General features: G+C 64.6%; 15 protein-coding genes. 2 read left to right on the top strand and 13 right to left on the bottom strand.

Features of this window, described 5'->3' with window-relative positions; translation table 11 throughout:
- Positions 1 to 13 precede the first annotated feature (13 nt).
- From ASE90_RS18295 to ASE90_RS18260, 8 genes are all read right to left on the bottom strand, one after another.
- Positions 14 to 877 (bottom strand): HpcH/HpaI aldolase/citrate lyase family protein, encoded by an 864-nt coding sequence (locus tag ASE90_RS18295; protein WP_056004384.1) that lies wholly within the window; start codon positions 875 to 877, stop codon positions 14 to 16.
- The gene (locus ASE90_RS18290) at positions 874 to 1,323 is read right to left on the bottom strand and encodes a MaoC family dehydratase (protein ID WP_056004381.1); all 450 of its coding nucleotides are present in this window, start codon (positions 1,321 to 1,323) and stop codon (positions 874 to 876) included. The genes ASE90_RS18295 and ASE90_RS18290 overlap by 4 nt, the downstream gene beginning before the upstream one ends.
- Positions 1,320 to 3,179, bottom strand: a complete 1,860-nt coding sequence (locus tag ASE90_RS18285) for an acetyl/propionyl/methylcrotonyl-CoA carboxylase subunit alpha (RefSeq protein ID WP_056004378.1) — start codon at positions 3,177 to 3,179, stop codon at positions 1,320 to 1,322. Before ASE90_RS18285 ends, ASE90_RS18290 begins: the two co-directional genes overlap by 4 nt.
- A 112-nt stretch (positions 3,180 to 3,291) precedes the next feature.
- Complete coding sequence (locus ASE90_RS20805) at positions 3,292 to 4,197, bottom strand: DUF3088 domain-containing protein (RefSeq protein WP_235531950.1); 906 nt, start codon at positions 4,195 to 4,197, stop codon at positions 3,292 to 3,294.
- 193 nt (positions 4,198 to 4,390) lie between these two features.
- Complete coding sequence (locus ASE90_RS18275; protein ID WP_056004375.1) at positions 4,391 to 5,986, bottom strand: carboxyl transferase domain-containing protein; 1,596 nt, start codon at positions 5,984 to 5,986, stop codon at positions 4,391 to 4,393.
- On the bottom strand, positions 5,983 to 7,143 hold the full coding sequence (locus tag ASE90_RS18270) for an acyl-CoA dehydrogenase family protein (protein ID WP_056004371.1): 1,161 nt from the start codon (positions 7,141 to 7,143) through the stop codon (positions 5,983 to 5,985). Before ASE90_RS18270 ends, ASE90_RS18275 begins: the two co-directional genes overlap by 4 nt.
- A 96-nt stretch (positions 7,144 to 7,239) precedes the next feature.
- Positions 7,240 to 7,467 (bottom strand): hypothetical protein, encoded by a 228-nt coding sequence (locus ASE90_RS18265; RefSeq protein ID WP_056004368.1) that lies wholly within the window; start codon positions 7,465 to 7,467, stop codon positions 7,240 to 7,242.
- 64 nt (positions 7,468 to 7,531) lie between these two features.
- Complete coding sequence (locus ASE90_RS18260; RefSeq protein WP_056004365.1) at positions 7,532 to 8,725, bottom strand: MBL fold metallo-hydrolase; 1,194 nt, start codon at positions 8,723 to 8,725, stop codon at positions 7,532 to 7,534.
- Positions 8,726 to 8,819: 94 nt separating this feature from the next.
- Here ASE90_RS18260 and clpB point away from each other — a divergent pair, with 94 nt between their 5' ends.
- Positions 8,820 to 11,396: an ATP-dependent chaperone ClpB gene (gene clpB / locus ASE90_RS18255; RefSeq protein WP_056004362.1), complete on the top strand. Its 2,577-nt coding sequence runs from the start codon at positions 8,820 to 8,822 to the stop codon at positions 11,394 to 11,396.
- 31 nt (positions 11,397 to 11,427) lie between these two features.
- Here the strand turns inward: clpB and ASE90_RS20065 are convergent, their stop codons facing one another.
- The 5 genes from ASE90_RS20065 to folD all read right to left on the bottom strand — a co-directional run bounded on the left by ASE90_RS20065 (position 11,428) and on the right by folD (position 19,850).
- Positions 11,428 to 11,658, bottom strand: coding sequence for a hypothetical protein (locus ASE90_RS20065; RefSeq protein WP_156361651.1), 231 nt, complete (start codon positions 11,656 to 11,658; stop codon positions 11,428 to 11,430).
- Between the two features lie 130 nt (positions 11,659 to 11,788).
- Entirely contained in the window at positions 11,789 to 14,701 is a 2,913-nt protein-coding gene (locus ASE90_RS18250; protein ID WP_056004358.1) for a TonB-dependent receptor domain-containing protein, read from the bottom strand.
- Between the two features lie 467 nt (positions 14,702 to 15,168).
- Positions 15,169 to 18,186 (bottom strand): TonB-dependent receptor domain-containing protein, encoded by a 3,018-nt coding sequence (locus ASE90_RS18245; RefSeq protein WP_082449931.1) that lies wholly within the window; start codon positions 18,184 to 18,186, stop codon positions 15,169 to 15,171.
- Positions 18,187 to 18,357: 171 nt separating this feature from the next.
- Complete coding sequence (locus ASE90_RS18240) at positions 18,358 to 18,978, bottom strand: MarC family protein (protein WP_056004355.1); 621 nt, start codon at positions 18,976 to 18,978, stop codon at positions 18,358 to 18,360.
- Positions 18,975 to 19,850, bottom strand: a complete 876-nt coding sequence (folD, locus tag ASE90_RS18235) for a bifunctional methylenetetrahydrofolate dehydrogenase/methenyltetrahydrofolate cyclohydrolase FolD (RefSeq protein ID WP_056004608.1) — start codon at positions 19,848 to 19,850, stop codon at positions 18,975 to 18,977. The genes ASE90_RS18240 and folD overlap by 4 nt, the downstream gene beginning before the upstream one ends.
- A 332-nt stretch (positions 19,851 to 20,182) precedes the next feature.
- Between folD and ASE90_RS18230 the strand changes: the two genes are divergently transcribed.
- On the top strand, positions 20,183 to 22,231 hold the full coding sequence (locus tag ASE90_RS18230) for an acyltransferase family protein (protein ID WP_082449930.1): 2,049 nt from the start codon (positions 20,183 to 20,185) through the stop codon (positions 22,229 to 22,231).
- The last annotated feature ends 54 nt before the right edge of the window (positions 22,232 to 22,285 follow it).

The following is a 22,285-nucleotide window of genomic DNA, read 5'->3' as shown; positions in this document are numbered from 1 at the left end:
TTGCCGCCGCCGTTCAGGACGAACGGTCGACCGTGCTGTCCCGCGACGCCAACACCCGCAGCGCCTGCTTCAGATGCGGCGCGTCGACCATGCGGCCATCGACCTGGAGCGCCCCGGCATCGGGCTGTGCGGCAAAGGCATCGACGATCACCTGTGCGCGCGCAACCGTATCGCCATCGGGGGTGAAAGCGGCGTTGATCGTGGCGACCTGTGCCGGGTGGATCGCCATCATGCCGGCGAAACCATCGCGTGCCGCACGCGCGGCATAGGCGGCCAGTCCCGCCGCGTCGCGGATCGCCGGATAGACGGTATCGATCGCCGCCACCCCGGCGGCGTGCGCCCCGAACAGGGTCAGCGAGCGGGCGAGTTCATAGGGCGCGGCATATCGCCCGTCCGGCTCGCGCGAGGTCGCCGCACCGATCGCGGCGGGCAGGTCCTCGGCACCCCAGGTCAGTCCGGCGAGGCGGTGCGCGACCGTGCCATAGCTGCCGAGTTGGAAGATCGCCGCCGGGGTTTCGGTCGCGATCGGCAGCAACGGCACGTCGGACAGACCGCGATCGGCGAGGAGCGCATCGACGCGGAGGATCGTCGCCACCCCTTCCGCCTTGGGCACGACGATGCCGTCAGGACCGGTGCCGACCAGCGCATCGAGATCGCCGAGCGCGCACGGACCATCGACGGGGTTGATCCGTACGAAGCGCGCAACCGGGGCCGGTTCGCGCAGCCAGTCGGCGACGGCGGCGCGGGCGCTGTCCTTGGCCGATGTGGCAACCGCATCCTCCAGATCGAGGATCAGCGCGTCGGCTCCGCTCGCCGCCGCCTTGGCAAAGCGATCGGGCCGGTCGCCGGGTACGAACAGCAGCGACCGCAGCCTCATGGCCGGCGCTTCAGCAAGGCGCTGCGCAGGCAGCGGCAGACGACCTCGTCCCGCTGATTGTGCAGTTCATGGGTGAAGGTGACGATCCCGGCATCGGGGCGCGAGCGGCTGTCCTTCAGCGCGGTGACTTCGGTGGTGGCGCGCAGCGTGTCGCCGAGGAATACCGGCTTGGGCATCACCAGTTGATCGTAGCCGAGATTGGCGACGAGCGTACCCAGCGTCGTCTCCCCGACCGACAGCCCGACCATCAGCGCGAAGGTGAAGGTGCCGTTGACGAGGATCTGACCGAACTCCGACGCCTTCGCCGCTTCGGCATCGATGTGCAGCGGTTGCGGATTGTGGGTCATCGCCGAGAACAGCAGATTGTCGGTTTCGGTGACGGTACGGCGGATCGGATGGTCGATCCGGTCGCCGATCTGCCAGTCGTCGTAGAAGCGGCCGGTCATGCGTCGTCCTTCGCGATGCGGACGAGCAGCACCCCTTCGGCGACCTGTGCGCCTTCGCGCGCGGACAGATCGGCGACGATGCCGTCAAACGGGCTGAGCAGCGCCTGTTCCATCTTCATCGCTTCCAGCACCACCAGCCGCTGTCCGGCGGTGACGCGATCCCCCGCGGCGACCGTCACCGCGACGATTCGGCCGGGCATGGGGGACAGGATCGCGCCGTCGCCGGCACTTGCCGCCCCACCCTGCCCCGCGACCGGCGCGGCGAAGGGAAAGGCTTCGCCGTCCGCGAACAGGACACGGTCGGGGCCGACCTGCGCGACCTCGCCGGCGGGACGAGCCTCTGCGAGATGGGTGATGCCGCCTATCGCAACAGCGACGTTCCGGTCGGGTGCGGCGTTGAGGCGGAAGCCGGCAAGCGCGTGCCATGGATCGGCGGGGTTGGTAGCGACCAACGCGGCGGCGGCTCCGCCGATCACCGTGTCGGGCGGGGTGCCGGTCGGAACCAGCGCGTCGAGATGCCGTTCGATGAAGCCGGTATCGATCCGGCCCGCGACGAAATCGGCATGACCGGCACAGCGCGCGAGGAAGGCGGCGTTGGTGCGGACCGGCCAGACCTGTACCGACGCGGCGGCCCTCGCCAGCGCGGCGGCGGCGGCGGTGCGGGTCGGGCGGTGGACGATCAGCTTGGCGATCATCGGGTCGTAATGCGGCGTCACCACATCGCCCTGTCGCACGCCGGCATCGACGCGGACGTCATCGGGGAGCTTGAGGTGGGTGAGCTGGCCCGTAGAGGGGAGGAAGCCGGTCGTCGGGTTCTCGGCATAGACGCGCGCTTCCATCGCCCAGCCGTCGATCGACAACTGGTCCTGCAGCAGCGGCAGCGGCTCGCCCGATGCGACGCGCAGCTGCCATTCGATGAGGTCGGTGCCGGTAATCGCCTCGGTCACCGGGTGTTCGACCTGAAGCCGGGTGTTCATTTCCATGAACCAGATGCGATCGGCGGAGAGGCCCTGCGATCCGTCGGCGATGAACTCGATCGTGCCCGCCCCGACATAGTCGACCGCGCGGGCGGCGCGGACGGCGGCATCGCAGACGGCGGCGCGGGTCGCGGCGTCCATGCCGGGCGCGGGCGCTTCCTCGATCACCTTCTGGTGGCGACGCTGGAGCGAGCAGTCGCGTTCGAACAGGTGGACGGCGTTGCCATGGGTGTCGCCGAACACCTGCACCTCGATATGGCGGGGCGACAGGATGTATTTCTCGATCAGCACACGGTCGTCGCCGAACGCCGCCGCTGCTTCGCGGCGGCAGCTGTCGAGGGCCTCGGCAAAGGCGGCGGGGTCTTCGACGCGGCGCATGCCCTTGCCGCCGCCACCGGCCACCGCCTTGATGAGCACCGGATAGCCGATCGCGTCGGCTTCGGCGGCCAGACGGTCGGGCGACTGGTCCTCGCCCAGATAGCCGGGGGTGACGGGCACGCCGGCGGCGATCATCCGCGCCTTGGCCGCGTCCTTCAGCCCCATCGCCCGGATCGCGGCGGCGGGTGCGCCGACCCAGATCAGGCCGGCGGCGGTAACGGCTTCGGCGAACTCGGCATTTTCGGACAGGAAACCATAGCCGGGGTGGATCGCCGCCGCACCGGTCCGGCGGGCGGCGGCGAGGATTTTCGCGCCGTCGAGATAGCTTTCGCGGGCCGGGGCCGGGCCGATGCAGACGGCTTCGTCGGCTTCCGCGACGAAGGGCAGGCCGGCGTCGACGTCGCTGTGGACGGCGATGGTGCGGATGCCGAGGCGGCGGGCGGTGCGCAGGATGCGGCGGGCGATTTCGCCGCGATTGGCGATCAGCAGCGATTCGATCATGGCCGGTCCCGGAAGTTGGCGAAGGTGCCACGGTGCGATGCGTTGCGCAGGCCGGCGGCAGCGCGCCCGGCGGGCGGGACAGGATAGGTCGGGCCGCCGGTGTAGGAAAGCGTCATGGATGCGCCTCCGGAAAGCCGTGGCGGATGTGAAGCGCATGGAGCAGGCGCTTGAAATCGCTGACGAAGCGGGTGTCGCCGTACCGGCCGTCCGACAGGCCCGCATCGGCCCCGGCGCCAAGGACCAGCAGCGGCAGGTTCTGGTGCGCCTCCCCCGCCACTGCGATCACCGCGTCGCGGGGACGTGGATAGGGAACGCGGATGACGTCCAGTTCCGAAGCCTTTTCCGGGAAGCGCGCGAGCAGGCCGTCGATGGCGATGCAGTCGCGGCAGTAGAAGCTGCGACCGGGCAAGGCCGGATCGTCGAACTGCGGGTCGAGCAGGTACAGGCGGTCGCGCATGGGATGTTCCGAAAGCAGGGAGTCGGCGTCGGGATCGACGGTGGTCGGCAAAGGATCGGGCGGTTGCAGCGCCGGATCGGCGCGGGTGGCGAGCATGGCGGCCGCGGCGAAGGCGAGGTCGCGCGCGCTGACCTCCAGCGCGGCCACCGGATTTGGCTGAAAGGCGTCGGCGATCGCGGCACGGGCGGCGACGGGATCCGGTGCGAAGGCGGCGGCGAGACGCTGGGCGATTACCTCGGCATGGGCGGTGGTCGCCCTCGCCTCGGCCGACAGGGTGCCACCATCGCGCATCGGCATCGGCGAGGCGGCGAGTTGCGCCTCGACCTCCGCCGTTACGCGGGCGACGGTGTGGAGGAAGTTCGACAGCGCAGTGCCGGGCGGCAGGCTGGCGATGGCGCGCGTGACCATGGCGAGGATCGCGTCATAGGCGACGCTGTCGATGCCGGTATTGGGCCCGGGGTTGAAGCCCGACGGGGGAGCGGACGGGGTCTTGGCCGGGGTGAAGGCCGGTTCGGTGAGCCTGGTCGGGCGGATCGGGGGGAGGTTGGGGATGGTGGTCATGCGGCACCCTCCACGCGCGCGCTGCCGTTCCTCCGCGCAGGCGAGACCTTTGCGAATGTCGCGAGCTTCGCCAAAAACTCGCCGTACCCCCGCGCAGGCGGGGGTCCAGAGCCAAGCAGAACAACGGCTTGCGCTTGAAACCCTGGACCCCCGCCTGCGCGGGGGTACGGGTGGGAGGTGGGCGACATCCGCGTCACATCCGGAAGATGCCGAACTGTGCACGGTCGCCAATCGGAGCGTTCAGCGTTGCCGACAGCGCCAGCCCCAGCACGTCGCGGGTCTGTTCGGGCAGGATCACGCCGTCGTCCCACAGCCGCGCGGTGGCGTAATAGGGGCTGCCCTCCGCCTCGTAGCGGTCGCGGATCGCGGTCTTGAACGCTTCGGCCTGCTCCGGCGTCCAGTTGTCGGCATCGCGGTGGACGGTCGCCAGCACGCTCGCCGCCTGTTCGCCGCCCATCACCGAGATGCGACTGTTGGGCCAGGTGAAGAGGAACCGTGGCGAATAGGCCCGGCCGCACATGCCGTAATTTCCCGCACCGAAACTGCCGCCGATCAGCACGGTCAGCTTGGGCACCTGTGCCGTCGCGACGGCGGTGACCAGCTTTGCGCCATGTTTCGCAATGCCTTCCGCCTCATATTTACCACCGACCATGAAGCCGGAGATATTCTGAAGGAACAGCAACGGCGTGCGGCGTTGGCAGGCGAGTTCGATGAAATGCGCCCCCTTTTGCGCGCTTTCGGAAAACAGCACGCCATTGTTCGCAAGGATCGCGACCGGCATTCCCCAGATGCGCGCGAAGCCGCACACCAGCGTCGTGCCGTAGAGCGGCTTGAATTCGTGCAGTTCCGATCCGTCGACCAGCCGGGCGATCACCTCGCGCACGTCATAGGGCGCGCGGACATCGGTGGGCACGATCCCGGCAAGGTCGGCGGGATCGTGGAGCGGCGGGCGCGGGTCGGTCAGCGCCAGTTCGGCGCGGCGCGGCGGCGGCAGGGTCGCGACGATGTCGCGGACGATCAGCAGCGCCGCTTCGTCATCGTCGGCGACATGATCGACCACGCCCGATTTGCGGCCATGGGTGTCGGCCCCGCCCAGTTCCTCGGCACTGATGACCTCGCCGGTCGCGGCCTTGACCAGCGGCGGGCCGGCGAGGAAGATCGTCCCCTGCCCGCGCACGATCACCGTTTCGTCGGACATGGCAGGGACATAGGCACCGCCGGCGGTACAACTGCCGAGCACGCAGGCGATCTGGGCGATGCCCTTGGCCGACATCTGCGCCTGATTGAAGAAGATGCGGCCGAAATGGTCGCGGTCGGGGAACACTTCCGCTTGGTGGGGAAGGTTCGCGCCGCCGCTGTCGACCAGATAGATGCACGGCAGATGGTTTTGGCAAGCGATCTCCTGCGCGCGGAGATGCTTCTTGACCGTCATCGGGAAATACGCGCCGCCCTTCACCGTCGGGTCGTTGGCGACGATCATCACTTGCCGGCCATGGACGCGGCCGATGCCGGCGATGACGCCCGCCGCCGGGGCTTCGTCGCCATACATGCCACCCGCCGCCAGCGCGCCAACTTCGAGGAACGGCGATCCGGCGTCGAGCAGGCGATGGATGCGGTCGCGTGGCAGCAACTTGCCGCGCGCGACATGGCGTTCGCGGCTGCGCTCCGGCCCGCCGAGCGCGGTCTTCGCGATCCGGTCGAGCAGGTTGCCCGCTAGCGCAGCGTTGTGCGCGGCGTTGGCGGCGAACCCGTCCGATCCGCGATCGATCAGCGTCGGCAGCACCGTCATTGCGCGCGCGTCCCCCCGCCCAGCAATTCGCGACCGATCAGCATCCGGCGAACTTCGTTGGTTCCGGCGCCGATGTCGAGCAGCTTCGCATCGCGGAAATAGCGCTCGACCGGCCAGTCCTTCGTATAGCCCGCCCCGCCCAGCGCCTGAATCGCGTCGTTGGCGACCTTCACCGCGTTCTCGGACGCCAGCAGGATCGCGCCCGCCGCATCGTGGCGGGTGGTGCGGCCGGCGTCGCAGGCCTTCGCGACCGCGTAGACATAGGCGCGCGCCGAATTGAGCGCGACCGACATGTCGGCGATCTTGCCCTGCATCAGCTGGAACGCGCCGATCGGTCTGCCGAACTGCTTGCGCTCGGCGACATAGGGCAGGACGGTATCGAGACAGGCCTGCATGATGCCGAGCTGGATTCCCGACAGCACGACGCGCTCGTAATCGAGGCCCGACATCAGCACACCGACGCCGCCGTTGAGCGGCCCCATGACGTTCTCGGCCGGAACGAAACAGTCGTTGAAGACCAGCTCGGCGGTCGGCGACCCGCGCATCCCCATCTTGTCGATCTTCTGCCCGATCGAAAAACCGGCGAAATCCTGTTCGATCAGGAAGGCGGTGATCCCCTTCGATCCGGCGTCGGGCGCGGTCTTGGCATAGACGACCAGCGTCGCGGCATAGGGGGCGTTGGTGATCCAGAATTTGGTGCCGTTCAGGCGATAGCCGCCATCGACCGTGTCGGCGCGCAGCTTCATCGACACGACGTCGGAGCCCGCCCCGACTTCGGACATGGCGAGCGATCCGACATGCTCGCCGCTGATGAGCTTGGGCAGATACTTCGCCTTCTGCTCGGCGTTGCCCCAGCGCGCGATCTGGTTGACGCACAGGTTGGAATGCGCGCCATAGGACAGGCCGACCGAGGCCGAGGCGCGGGCGACTTCCTCACACGCGACGACATGTTCGAGATAGCCGAGACCGAGGCCGCCATCGTCTTCGCCGACGGTGATGCCGTGCAGGCCGAGCGCACCCATTTCAGGCCATAGTTCGATCGGGAAGCGATCGTCGGCGTCGATGGCAGCGGCGATCGGCGCGATGCGATCGGCCGCGAAGCGCTGCGTGGTCTCGCGAATGGCATCGGCCATCTCGCCGAGCGCGAAATCGAGCATGTCTCTCTCCAATGGTCCGGTCTTTGCCGGATCGTATCTGTTGTTACCGATAGGACGATTGTGATCGGTTGTGAACTCTTAACCGGTTTGAAGGACTTATATCCCGCCTATGGCATTGCCGACGACGGCAGCCGCGACGATGGAAGCGAGGGGCAACGCAAACGCCATCACAAGCTGTCTGGCACCCTGATTGAACGTGAGGCCAACGAGGGCCGGCAGGATAATCATCCAGAGCGCATGCCACGAACTTGGGGGAAGGTTCAAAACGATGATGGCGTAGGTCAACAGCGCGCTCGAAAGCATAGTCAGCACGATTTGCGCCATCCATCTGTCGCGAACGGACCGGTTTGCGGTGCGGGTCATCCGCGCAGTCTCACCGTTTCGAGACCTAGCGCAAGGCGTTGCCCGCCGGACCATCGAGACAGCGAAGCACGGCGTCCCGATCGAATGGCGGTGCGGCAGCGGCGGTCATCGGCGCGATATCGACCGGCCGACCGATCGGCACCGCGCCGAGGCGGCGATCGGTGACGCCGGCACAGGCCTTTGCCGCGCTCAGCAATTTCGGCGGGGTCGTATAGCCTTCATAGGACAGGCGGAACGTGCCCCAATGGATCGCCATGCCGCGCGATGCGCCCAGCCGCCGAAACACGTCGAGCGCGTCGACCGGGCCGATATGCGCGCCGCTGGCCATCTGCCCCGGCTGAAACCGGAACGCTCCGATGGGGATCAGCGCGAGGCGGATCGGGCCGACCGCCCTCGCCTCCTCGACCCATTTGCCGTCGCCCATGCCGGTATCGCCCGCGAAGAACAGATTGCCGCCGGGCAGTTCGACGACGAACGCCGACCACAAGGCACGGTTGCGGTCGACGAACCAGCGGCTCGACCAGTGATGGTTGCGCACGACATGGACCGTCGCGCCGCCGACCCGCTCCGCCTGTCGCCAGTCGAGCGCGGTCGCTTGCATTCCCGCGCGGCGCAGGATCGCGTCGTTGCCGTGGGCAGTGACGATCGCCGGGCGGTCGCGGTCGTACAGCCGCTTGAGCGTTGACAGGTCGAGGTGGTCGTAATGATTGTGGCTGATGAGGATCAGGTCGATCTTCGGCAGATCGTCCAACGCGATACCCGGTGCCGCGACCCGTTTCGGACCGAAGCCGAACGGGCCGGCGCGGTCACTCCACACCGGGTCGGTCAGGATGTTGAGGCCCGGCGTCTGGATCAGCGCCGACGCGTGGCCGACCCAGGTGACGCGCAACGGGGTCTGCGCCGGATCGCGCGCCGGGCGGGTCGTGGCGGGCAGGAGTTCGGCGGGTCTGGCGGGGGTGACCGGGACCTGCGTGGGCCATGCGGGACGCCCGTCGCTGCCGGTCGCCTGTCGCCACAGGAACCCGCTGCGGCTGCCGCCCGGTGGCGCGGCGGTATCGTCGCCATCGGGATTGACGAAGCGCGCGCCGTCGAAATGGTCGCTGGCCACCCCGCGATAATAGATGCGGTCGAGGAAGCGCGGCACAATCGTCACGGCGAGGCACAGGATCGCGACGATCCACACCAGCCCCCATCCTGCCCTGCGAACGCCCGTTACCATCGGGTCCCAACGCCACGTCGTGCCTAACGATGCATCCCCTCTTGTGTTGCCCTTTTACCACACCATATCGCCGGCAACATCACAGGGGAGCAATATGAACCTCGAAAAATTTACCGACCGCGCAAAAGGTTTCCTGCAGGCGGCACAGACGGTGGCGATTCGCAATTCGCATCAGCGGATGACACCCGAACATATCCTGAAGGCGCTGCTCGACGACGAACAGGGCATGGCTGCCGGGCTGATTACGGCAGCGGGCGGCGACGCGCGCCGGGCGATCGCCGAGATCGATGCGGCGCTGGCCAAGCTGCCGGCGGTATCAGGATCGGGGGCGCAGCAAAATCCGGGCCTCGACAATGACAGCGTCCGCCTGCTCGATCAGGCCGAACAGATCGCGACCAAGGCGGGCGACAGCTTCGTCACCGTCGAGCGCATGCTGCTGGCGCTGACGCTGTCACAGGGTCCGGCGGGCAAGGCGCTGACCACCGCCGGGCTGACGGCGCAGAATCTGAACGCGGCGATCGACAAGCTGCGCGGCGGGCGCACCGCCGACACCGCCGGGGCCGAGGATCGCTACGACGCGCTCAGGAAGTTCGCCCGCGACTTGACCGCCGCCGCGCGCGACGGCAAGCTCGACCCGGTCATCGGCCGCGACGAGGAAATCCGTCGTACCATCCAGATCCTCGCGCGCCGGACCAAGAACAATCCGGTACTGATCGGCGAACCCGGCGTCGGCAAGACCGCGATCGCCGAGGGCCTCGCGCTGCGCATCGCCAATGGCGACGTGCCGGAGGGGCTGAAGGACCGCGCGCTGATGTCGCTCGACATGGGGTCGCTGATCGCCGGGGCCAAATATCGCGGCGAGTTCGAGGAACGGCTGAAGGGCGTGCTCGACGAGGTGAAGGCCGGCGACGGGCAGATCATCCTGTTCATCGACGAGATGCACCAGCTGATCGGTGCCGGTAAGTCCGAAGGGGCGATGGACGCGGGCAACCTGTTGAAGCCCGCGCTTGCGCGCGGCGAGCTGCATTGCATCGGCGCGACCACGCTCGACGAATATCGCAAGCATGTCGAAAAGGACCCCGCGCTCCAGCGGCGGTTTCAGCCGGTGTTCGTCGGCGAGCCGACCGTCGAGGACACGATCAGCATCCTGCGCGGGCTGAAGGAAAAATACGAGCTTCATCACGGCGTGCGGATCACCGACGGTGCGCTGGTGTCGGCGGCGACGCTGTCGAACCGCTACATCACCGACCGCTTCCTGCCCGACAAGGCGATCGACCTGATGGACGAGGCCGCCAGCCGCATCCGCATGGAGGTGGAGAGCAAGCCCGAAGCGATCGAGAGCCTCGACCGGCGCATCCTGCGCATGAAGATCGAGCGCGAGGCGCTGCGCCGCGAAAGCGACGCCGCCAGCATCGACCGGCTCGACACGCTGGAGGCGGAACTCGCCAATCTCGAACAGCAATTGTCCGAGCTGACCACGCGCTGGCAGGGCGAGCGCGACAAAATCGCGTCGGAGGCGAAGCTGAAGGAACAGCTCGACGCCGCCCGCGTCGCGCTGGAACAGGCGCAGCGCTCGGGCGACCTCGCGAAGATGTCCGAGCTGACCTATGGCACCATCCCGACGCTGGAAAAGCAGCTGGTCGCGGCGCAGCAGAACGCCGGCGGCGCAATGCTGCGCGAGGAAGTGACCGCCGACGATATCGCCGGCGTCGTCAGCCGCTGGACCGGGGTGCCGGTCGACCGGATGCTGGAGGGCGAGCGCGAGAAGCTGCTGGCGATGGAGGACGCGCTGGGCAAGCGGGTCATCGGCCAGCGCGAGGCGGTGCGTGCCGTCGCCACCGCCGTCCGCCGCTCGCGCGCTGGCTTGCAGGACCCGAACCGGCCGCTCGGCAGCTTCCTGTTCCTCGGGCCGACCGGCGTCGGCAAGACCGAGCTGACCAAATCGCTCGCCGAGTTCCTGTTCGACGATCCCAATGCCATGGTTCGGATCGACATGAGCGAGTTCATGGAAAAGCACGCGGTGTCACGGCTGATCGGTGCGCCGCCGGGCTATGTCGGCTATGAGGAAGGCGGCAAGCTGACCGAGGCCGTCCGCCGCCGCCCCTATCAGGTCGTGCTGTTCGACGAGGTGGAGAAGGCGCATGGCGACGTCTTCAACATCCTGTTGCAGGTGCTCGACGACGGCCGCCTGACCGACGGACAGGGGCGCACGGTCGATTTTTCGAACACGATCATCATCCTGACGTCGAACCTCGGGTCGCAATATCTGACCAACCTGCCCGATGGTGTCGACGTCGAGACGGTCGAGCCGCAGGTGATGGACGTGGTGCGCGCGCATTTCCGGCCAGAATTTCTCAACCGGCTGGACGAGATCATCCTGTTCCACCGTTTGGCGGCGGATCACATGGCCCCGATCGTCGACATCCAGGTCGGCCGCGTCGGACGCCTGCTGGCCGAGCGCAAGGTGAAGGTCGAGATGACCGATGCCGCCCGCGCATGGCTGGGTCGGGTCGGCTATGACCCGGTCTACGGCGCCCGGCCGTTGAAGCGCGCGGTTCAGCGCTATCTACAAGATCCGCTCGCCGACCTGATCCTGCGCGGGAGCGTCAAGGACGGGTCGACGGTGCGCGTCGATGAGGGGGATGGCGCGCTGACGTTGAGCGTGGGGTGACAGGACCGCACCCGTCACCCCGGCCGGTGCGTTATTGGTTCGGGGTGACGAGCGAGGGAAGCATCGAACGTCCGGTTTCCTGGCCCTGACGTGCTACCTGGTCCCATTGCTTGGCGGTCAGACAGACCTTCTTGCCGCGAACGTTCGATCCAGTGTCCAACGTCCGCTTGCAGATGAGTTTAGGCGTAGCTGCAGCTGGTGGTGGTGCCGTTGCCTGCTGACCGGCGAGTCCGACCAGCATGGTAGTTACGAACATCAGCATCAACATTCCTTTCTATCGGGCGATACCGGCATTCTAGCTCGGATCGGACGTTACGCTAACAGTTAAAAAGGGGGCAGAACCGTGGTTCTGCCCCCTTCTCACAATCTTTACTACTGCATTGATCTACGTATCAGAAGCGCAGGCGGGCGCTCGCTGCGAAGCGACGGCCCAATGCATCATAGGTCGATGGATAAACGTTACCGCTATTGTAGGCGGTTGCGCCGATCGACGCACCGACCAGCTTCGGCTGATTGTCGAACAGGTTCAACGCCGAGATGGTGAAGTCGAAATTGTCCGTCACGCCGAACCGCGTCGTCAGGTCGAAATAATGTTCGGCTCCGATGCGACGGAATTCTTCCAGCGGGCCACCACCATTGGCGATGTCGTCGGCAAGTGCCGCCGGCTCGTACGAAACGGCATCGATATACCGCCACAGCAACGAGATATCCGCCGCACCAATCGTCAACGTCGTACGCTGATTAAAGCTGAACTCCGGCTGGATCGACGGGCAGTTGACGCTGTAATAGCCCACACATTCACGATTGATCGACGTCGGGGTCGCCTGGAACTTGTTGCTGTTGGTCCAGTTGCCGATGAACGACAGGGCGAGCGCGCCGAAGCCGAACTTCTGCCGATAATTCAACGCGACGTCGATACCGTCGGTCTGGATGCGGCCAAGGTTGGAGAGCGGCAACGCAAGGCCGGTCGCTTCACCATTCAGGCTGCCATCCACCGGATCACGACCGATCGAACGACATGCCGCCGATGATGCTGCCTGCAGCGGCGAATAGCAGCTGGCGAACACGTCGCCGATCGTCGGCGCGGTGATCGCGTCCTGAACGCCGATATTGTAATAATCGACGCTGGCGTTGAAGCCGGGCAGGAATTCCGGCTGCAGCACGGCACCGATCGTCCACGTCGTCGCCTTTTCGACGTTCAGGTTTGGATTACCGCCCGTCGAGACGTTGACCTGGCCGGCGGAAGGCAGCGGAATCGCGCCGATCAGTTGCTGAGCGCGAGCGGCAGTGGCGCCGCCCGCCACGATCTGCGCGGCGCAGACCTGTCCCAGCGCGGACCCGGCGGTGACGCCGCTACCGGCACATGGGTCGGAAGCGGAGTTATTGAGGTCGGTAACCGAAGGCGCGAACAGCTCGTTGATGTTCGGTGCGCGAGCCGCCTTCTGGTAGTTTCCGCGGACCTTGATTGCCTCAACGGGTTCCCACGTACCGCCGGCTTTCCACGTCCAGTTGGTTCCCGCCGTCGAATAGGACGACACGCGACCACCGGCCTCGACCGTCAGGCTATGGAAGAACGGACGATCCGCAACCAGCGGCACGATCAGTTCGGCAAAGCCTTCCTTCACGTCATACTGGCCTGCCACATCAGGCGATGCCGCACCGTTGCCGAGCACTTCGTTCGGGCGCTGCGTCAGTTCGTCCGATACAACCGCTGCGGTGTACTTGCGATACTCGGCACCGATCGCGAACGAAACCGCGTCCGATGCGAACGGGCTGCTGAAGCCAAGATCACCGCTCAGGACGCCGCGGGCCTGTGCCAGCGTGGTCTTGGTGGTCGTGCCGTTCGTCACGCCCAGCAGGAAGCCGAGCTGGTCGGGAGTGATCGTGCCGGCATCACCGAACAGGTTGATCGGAACGCAGCCATTGCTGTTGTCGACGCAGGTGGCGGTGTTGGTCGCCAACGCCGCCTGACGCAGGCGAGTGCGTGTACCATTCCCGCTCTGGCGCTGCGCATTCTCGCTTTCGCCATATCCGCCGGAAAGATCGAACTGGATATTGCTGGTGATGTCACCACGAACGCCGAAGCGATAATCGAACAGGGTGGTCGTGTACGTCGACAGACGCGGACCGGCTTCGACGAAACGACGCGAGACGTTGCTGGTGAAGGTACGATAGTTCGGGTCGCTGGTCGTCGTTGCGAGTGCAGCCGCACTGCACTGCGCGACGGTCAGTCCGTTTGCGGCGCAAATCTGGCTCCGCGCTGCGGCCGGAAGGTACGGGTTCGAGTATGGGATGGTCAGCGAGTTGCCGAACGTACCCGACGAGGCAATGACGGTCTGAACCGTATTCTTCGAAAACAGTCCGCGGCCATATACTTCGATATTATCGGTGACTTCGTAATGCGCCGCACCGAACATATTGTAACGCTCGAACGGCGTTTGGAAGATGTTCTGCGGGTTAAAGTTGAACAGCGCATAGGTCGGTACCAGACGGCCGGTCGCCACGTCGATCTGGTTATTGCTGCCAAGGCCGAGACCGGTGAAGCGGCCCGGAACGGTCGTACCCGAACCACCCTGTGCACCGCTGTACGAATCGATATTGAATTCGGAGAAGTCGCGATCACCCTGAAGGACGGGTTTCGCCTTCTGATAGCCCATGCTGAACACGGCGTTGCCACGTCCGTCATCGAAGTTCGCGCCTAGGGTCAGATCGCCGCGGAAGATGTTGCCGTCGCCACGTTCGGTGATCTGTTCGCTGACGGTCGCTTCCATTCCCGCGAAGTCACGCTTCGTGATGAAGTTGACGACACCCGATACCGCATCGGCACCGTAGGTCGTCGAAGCGCCACCCGTCAGGATGTCGGTGCGCTCCAGCAGAGCAAGCGGGATATTGTTCAGATCGGTAATGCCGCTGAGACCTGCCGGCGCGATACGCGATCCGTCGAGCAGCACGAGATTGCGGTTGGCACCGAGGCCACGCAAGTCGACGAACGACGCGCCGCCGTTGCCGTTGTTCACGGCCGAGCCGATGCTGGGAACCACGCCTGGCAATTCGCGCAGGAACTGTTCGGCGACGTTGGTCTGCCGCAGTTCCAGCTCTTCCGAACTGACCGAATTGACCGGCGACGACTGGACAAGGTTCGGATTGCGGATCAGCGACCCGGTAACGACGATATCCTCGGAGGGCGCTTCCTGCGGCACGGGGCCGGAAACCACACCGGTGGTCGTTTCCTGCGCCATCGCGGCGGTCGAGAAGCCGACCATCAGCGTCGAGGCGAGCAACGCAGTTCTTACATTAAGCTTCATATTTGCCCCTGTCTTATCGGCGCTCGTAAAAGTGGCGCAACAATTCGAGACTAACGGGTGCGCAAGTTTCGAAGCAATCGTACCGAATCACTATTGTAACGAAATCGTCGCCAAGTGACTTTTCGGTAACAGTCGCAACAATATCCACGGATTTCGTAGAGACCGATCAGGTTAAATTACTGATAAACGGCGTCATTTACGGTTACAGATGTATTCCTACAGTAATGTCTCTCATGTGCTTTAACTGATAATCGATATGACCTCGCCCTGTGTGAAGTGGTGTATTGCAACATCGATACAGTCCCCGGGTCGTGACTGGCCCTCCGTCGGAACGGTGCCGGCAACCGGCCGTAAAGCCTGTTACACCAACACGGAATCACGGTCGCATCAGCAAGCGGCAGCTCGCAAACAAGATGGGCCGCTCCTCCCGGTGGAGGAACGGCCCATCGACGAGACGACGGAAGCGACTAGAAGCCGAACTTCGCGCCTGCACGGAAGCTGCGGCCGAAGATGCCGTTGCCACCCTGCACCGGGTTGTAGAGATGCGCGCCATAGGTGACGACATCGATCGGCGGCAGGCGATCGAACACGTTCAGCGCGTTCACGTAGAAGGTGAACTTGTCGTTGACGTTGAAGCTGACGTTCAGGTCGGCCGTGATGTAGCTCTTTACGCGGCAGTCGACATATTCGGGTGCCAGCGAGCAGTCGCGATAGCTGCCGCCCTGATCTTCTGCCGACAGGTCATAGCCCGAGACGTAGTTCACCGTGCCGGTGACGTCGACCTTGTCGAACGAGAAGGTGTTCGCCCAGTTGCCGCGCCACTTGAACGTACCGTTGCCCGCCGTCAGGTTGAAGTTGCCGAGCGTGTCGACATAGGTTTCCTTCGAACCGTCCGGGAAGGTCGTGCTGAGTTCCAGCAACAGGCTGGCATTGGCCGCGGTGCGCCACTGGAAACCGCCGAAGTCGACGCGACCGGTCAGGCCGAAATCGATACCTTCCGACGTAATCGTGTCGGAATTGATCAGCTGCGATTCGACGAAGGCGATACGCGGCCGCCCGTTGGGCAGGTTGACGTCGGGCGCATCGGCGATGACGTTGAACCCGGTCGGGATCGGCTGAGCGGCATAATAAGCGGCAATCGCGGCCGCGTTCGACGGCGAGGTGATCGCGCCGGTCTTCTTGATGTTGAAATAGTCGGCGGTAAACGTGAAGTTCGGCACCGGCGAGAACTGGATGCCGGCGGTATAACTGCGCGACTTTTCAGGCTGCAGATTGGGCGAGGCAAGCGTGGTCGACCCGATCGAATAAGTGGTCAGATAGGCTGGGCATGCAGTCGCCGCGGTCGAATCGTTTGCGCAAGCCGTGCCATATTGTGCGCGGAAGCTGGCAGGAACCGCGGCGATCGACTGCGCTACATAGCCCGTCGTCGGCAACGCGTTGGCTTCGGCAAAGCTCGGGATGCGGAAACCGCGCGACCATGTTCCACGGATCGAAATCTGGCGAATCGGCGTAAACCGGGCACCGACCTTCGGCGAGAAGTTGCTCTGTCCGCTGGAATAATGATCGTAGCGGCCGGACGCATTGACATCGAGCTGATCGAACACCGGCGCCTGGATCTCGGCAAAGGCCGAGCTGACGGTGCGGTTACCCTCGGTCCCGAAAGCGTTGATCGTGAAATAACGCTGCGTCGGGCCATTGGTGTCGGGGTTGGCGCTGGGCGCGTTGACCGCTTCGTAGAAGATCGAGCCGCCGGCACCCAGCTGGACCGGACCGCCCGGAAGGTTGAACAGTTCCTTCGAGAAGGTGACCTGTGCCTGATACAGATCCGACGAGGTGTCGGTAATGTTCACCGGGGTCACGTAATCGCGAACCGCCTGCGAATTCTGGCCCGGATTGACGAAGTTGTACGAACCGTCGGCGATGACGTTCAACAGGTTCTGGATGAAGACGTAACCATCCTGCTTGCGGCGCAGGTCGGTGTGCATCGCGGTTGCGTTGAAGTTGTAATCGACGTCGCCGAGGATCGTGCCGTTCAGTCCGAACGCCGCGCGATATACGCGACTGCGCGTCTCGTTATACGTCCGCTCTTGGTTGCGGCCAACGATTTCGACTGTCTGGTCGACGGCCGCAAACGGATTGTTCGGGTTCCGCGTGCCGTTGGTCGCATTGCAATTGACACGTGCGGCGCAGACGAAAACCGGAAGCGTCAAAACCGCCGAACCGGCAGCGAAGCGGGCAGCGCCCGATGCAGTCGAAAATTGCGGGAATAGGATGCCGGTCGGCGCATTGGCGCGGATAACACCGGGCGTGCCATAGTAGCTCGACGTCGTTTGCTGGAAGTTGACCGACAGATATGCTTCCGAGGAGTCACCCACCTTCGCCGTGAAGCGTGCCGAACCGCCGAAACGTTCGATATCCGGGGTGACGTTGCCGTAATTATAGGTCAGATCTTCTTGACAGACGTTGCTAGTCGGCAACGTTGGATTGACAGGATCCCCGTTTGAGTTCGTCCGAACCAGATCGGCGGCGGTCGGCGTGAACGAACGGCCGGCAAAGCAGCCTGCGCCTGGGTTCAGGATTTGGTAGCGGCCAGTCGTACCCGGACGAACATAGAAAGTGCTGCCAGGCGTAGTGACGGAAAATCCGTTGATCTGCCCATTCTCATCTTCACCGTTCAGAATGCCGTTGGGACCACCGATGCTGCGCTGGTCGTCGGTCGCAAATACGCCACGCAGGTCCTTGTTGGCGACGCCTTCGCTGCGGAAATAGAAGCCGCTGATATACGCGTTGTAGCCCTGCTCATCGAGGTCGCCGGTACCGGCGGTCAGCGTCAGGCGCTGGTTGGCGGCGATGCCGTCTTCCGAAATGCCGGCTTCGACCCGACCACCAATGCCCTTGAACGAACGCTTGGTGATGATGTTGACCACACCCGCGATCGCGTCGGCGCCGTAGCTCGACGAAGCACCGTCACGCAGCACATCGACGCGCTCGACGATGTCGTCAGGGATCGTGTTCAGATCGACGAAGTTGCGCGAACCGTCATCGGCGAGCGGATAGTAAGCGGCGCGCAGGCCATCGAACAAGACCAGCGTCGAGCTGGTCGACAGGCCGCGCAGCGACACGGCCGATGCACCGCCGGCGAAAGCGCCGTTGGCGGTGAACGAGTTGGTCAGCGCCGGGCCGTTGTTCGACGACAGTAGCTGAATCGCGTCCTGCACGGTGTTGATGCCGCGCGCGTCAAGGTTTTCCGTGGTAAGCGTGGTGACGGGCGAAATGCCGCTATCGGTGCCGCGCAGGATCGAGCCGGTGACGATGATGTCCTGCGACGTATCATCGGTCGGATTCGCCGGCGCTGGCACGGTGGCGCCAGCCGGTGCGACTTCCTGTGCCGAAGCCGGCACGGCGAACAGACCGGCGCTGGCGGCAGCGAGCGCGGACAAAGCGGTTCCGCGGCGCAACGACGGGCGCATCGACAAAGCAATCATGGAAGCAGCAATCCCCTTAAACCCTGACGGGCGTTCCAAGCAGTCGCGCCGCGCAACGGGCGGCTCGAACACGGTCAAGTATCCGTCGATACAAGAGGTTTTGCAAATACAGGTGTACGTATATCGGAAATTACATGTCAGCTGTAACTATTCCGCAACACTTTCTAATTTCTACACAAAGCTGGCCCGCAGCCCGTCGATCACGAACTGCGCCGCGAGTGCCGCCAGCAGCACGCCGAGCAGCCGGGTGATCACCGCCTCGATCCGCGCGCCGAGCAGCTTCATCAGCGGTCCCGCCGCCAGCAACGCGATCAGCGTCAGCAGCAGGATCGACGCCAGCGCGCCCAGCACCACCGCCCGCGCGGTCCAGTCGCCGACCTGGCTCATCAGCAGCATTACCGACGCGATCGATCCCGGCCCGGCGATCATCGGCATCGCCATGGGGAAGGTCGACACGTCCTCGACCTCGTGCGTCTCGATGATCTTCTGCGCACGGTCCTCGCGGCGCTGGGTGCGCTTTTCGAACACCATTTCGAGCGCGATCAGGAACAGCATGATGCCGCCCGCGATGCGGAAACTGTCGAGGCTGATGCCCAGTGCCTTGAGCAGCGCCTGCCCGAACAGCGCGAAGACGACGAGGATCGCGGTGGCGATGCCGACCGCGCGGATCGCCATCGCGCGACGCTGTACGTCGGACGCGCCGGTAGTCAGCCCGGCGTAGATCGGCGCGCAGCCCGGCGGATCGATCACCACGAAGAAGGTGATCAGCGACGAGACGAACAGCTCGATCACAGCGCGGTGTCGTCGAACGGCAGGCCCTCGCGCCGATGCGCGGCGACTAGTGTGTTGCGCAGCAGGCAGGCGATGGTCATCGGCCCGACCCCGCCCGGCACCGGCGTGATCGCGCCCGCGAGCGACAGCGCGGCGGCGAAGTCGACATCGCCGACCAGCCCGTCTTCGGTACGGTTGATGCCGACGTCGATCACCGTCGCACCGGGCTTTAGCCACGACCCCTTGACGAAATTGGCGCGTCCGACCGCGGCGACGACGATATCGGCGCGCGCGACATGCCCCGGCAGATCATGGGTCCGCGAATGGGCGATGGTGACCGTGCAGCTTTCGGCGGTCAGCAACGCCGCCATCGGCTTGCCGACGATGTTCGACCGGCCGACGACCACGGCTTCCTTGCCCGACAGGTCGCCCAGTTCATCGCGCAGCAGCAGCAGGCAGCCATAGGGCGTGCACGGCACCATCCCCGGCAACCCGGTCGCCAGCCGCCCGGCATTGACCGGGTGAAAGCCGTCGACATCCTTGTCTGGATCGATCGTCAGCAGCACCGCATCGCTGTCGAGGTGCTTTGGCAGCGGCAATTGCACGAGAATACCGTCGACCGCCGGATCGGCGTTCAGTTGCTCGACAAGCGCGATCAGTTCGTCCTGCGACACGTCCGCCGACAGGCGATGCTCGAAACTGGCCATACCCGCTTCGCGCGTCGCCTTCCCTTTCGACCGGACATAGACGGCAGAGGCGGCATCCTCGCCGACCAGCACCACGGCGAGGCCGACGGATCGCCCGGCGCTCTTCGCAAACGTAGCGGCGTGGGTAGCGACGCGCGCACGCAACTGGGCGGCGAAGGCTTTTCCGTCGATGATCCGGGCTGTCATGACGGTGTGCATAATGGGTGCGGATCGGGTTCGCCACCCCCGCTTTGACCCGATCAGAACGACCCCATAGCAATTACGGGTCCCGTCGCGCCAGGTTCGCCACCGGCGGATTCGCTACTGGATCGTCGCCCTGCGACAACAGTATCGAATTGATGGTGGATTACCTTATTCATGCAGGCGATGCACGCGTTCCCCGAAAATCCCACGCAGTACTCGTTTCTTAACCATACAGTCCTGAACCTGGATGCACTTGCCAATTTCACGGAACCACCGACGCTGGACAGTAGCGCCATTTGCAACTAGCAAGCGAATAATTCCGGGGGGAACCGACCATGTCAGTATTAACCTTGATGCCTGCGGAACGAACGAAACGTCCCGACCCATCATCGGCAAACCATTCGGCCGGCGACGCACGGGTAGCCTATCGCGCCGACATCGACGGAATGCGGGCGATCGCAGTTCTGGGCGTGGTTCTGTTCCACGCGAAGCTGCAGTTTCTGCAAGGCGGGTTCGTCGGCGTAGACGTGTTTTTCGTCATCTCCGGCTTCCTGATCGGCGGCACGATCTATCGCGAAGCGATCAAGGGGCACTTCTCGTTCGCGCGCTTCTACGCGCACCGCGCCCGGCGGATCGCCCCCGCCCTGATCGCCGTCAGCATGGCGGTTCTCGCGGGAGGTGCGCTTATCCTTGGTGCCAGCGAGGCACGCGATGCATCGCTGAGCACCTTGAGCGCGCTGCTCGGCGTATCGAACATCCGTTTCTGGTCCGTGAACGACTATTTTTCGCAGGACGCGCAATACAACCCCATGCTGATGACATGGTCGCTTGGCATCGAAGAACAATTCTATCTTCTGTTCCCCTTCGTCATTATCGCCACACTGAAGCTGAAGAGAATTCCGGTTCTGGGCGTCCTACTGGCGATCACGGCGATATCGTTTGTATTGAACCTGGTCCTGACCGAAAATTCTCCCAACGCCGCCTTCTACTTGCTGCCGCCGCGTGCCTGGGAATTGAGCATTGGCGCGACGCTCGCCGTTTGGCAGGCGAACGGCAATAGTCGCCTGCCGGGCAGGCTCCGTACGCCGCTGAGCATTCTGGGGATGGCGGCGATCTTGTTGCCGATGTTCCTCTATACGGAGGCGATGGCGTTTCCCGGCTGGCTGGTTGCTGCTCCCGTTTTGGGGGCAACACTAGTCATCATGACGCAAGGCGGCTTGGCGAACCGGTGGCTATCGACCCGTTTGCCGGTCGCAATCGGCAAATTTTCCTATTCCTGGTATCTGTGGCACTGGCCGCTGATCGCCCTGGTATATCTCTGTTCCGCGCGCGCGCCGTCGCAGGAGGCTATTTTTGGTGCCGTCCTGCTGTCGGTAGTGTTCGGATTTCTGTCGTGGCGGTACATCGAAACGCCGTTCCGGGTGCGCAGGTTCGAAGACGCCAAAACGGTAAAGCGCTATGCGGCGGGGATTGCGGCCGTGGTCGCTGTTTCGCTCGGCCTTCACCAGATTTCCGACTCGCCCCTGCGGTTGAGCGACCATGTCCGGCGGATCGACGCGGACGCAACCGCGGACAAGGGCTACCCCTGCCTCGTCAACGCCAGCGCGGTTACCCCGAGCACGCTACCGCTTTGCAACGAAACGAAAGCAACGGGTCCCAATATCGCTATCTTCGGGGATAGCCACGCTGCAGCGCTTGGCCGGACAGGAACCGCGCTGGCCTCCGATCGCGGTTGGGGCACCACGGTGTTGACCAAACAGAATTGCCGGCCACTGACCGGCGTGTCGGTGTATCGACAGAAGGAACCCGACCTGACGCGCAAATGCAGTGCGTTTCTGGAAGCGGCGACAAAGCGCCTGACCAGCGATACCTCGATCGAACGCGTCATTCTTGCCGGGCTCTGGAGCTCTCCGCTTCAGGAATCCAGTCCGACCCGATATGTCAGCACGAGCGACGCCACGAAGGGGCTTTCTGGTATTCGCTTGTTGGATGCCGGCCTCGCCGCGCTGACCCGACGGCTATCGCAGGCGGGCAAGACGACGATCCTGGTCCAGGATGTTCCCTCCCTCTCCCTCGACCCGGTTCGGGCGACGTTGATCGAGGCGATAGCCGCGAGAAAAATCATTGCCGAAGTGATCGGTGGCAATCTGGAAAAGCCAGGGTTCGACAGCGAGGCCAGGCAGGATTTCGCCCTGAAAGCTACGTTCGACAGGCTGGCTCGAACACCGAACACATCGACGGTCGACGCAGCGGCGCCGTTCTGCTCGCGTGAGGGGTGCCGGTTCGAGGAAAACGGTCAACTGCTGTTCCACGATCAGAACCATATAACGCGGTACGGGGCTAAACGGGTATTCGACCATGCCCGGCGGGAAATCTGGAAATAGGGTGAAGATCGGCAACGGTCGCCCGGACGACCGTTGCCGAAGCGCAGGGTGTAG

Origin of the sequence: Sphingomonas sp. Leaf67, assembly GCF_001421965.1 — a bacterium.
In the GTDB taxonomy this organism is placed as follows: Bacteria; Pseudomonadota; Alphaproteobacteria; order Sphingomonadales; family Sphingomonadaceae; genus Sphingomonas.
This window is presented reverse-complemented; position numbering and strand designations above follow the sequence as displayed.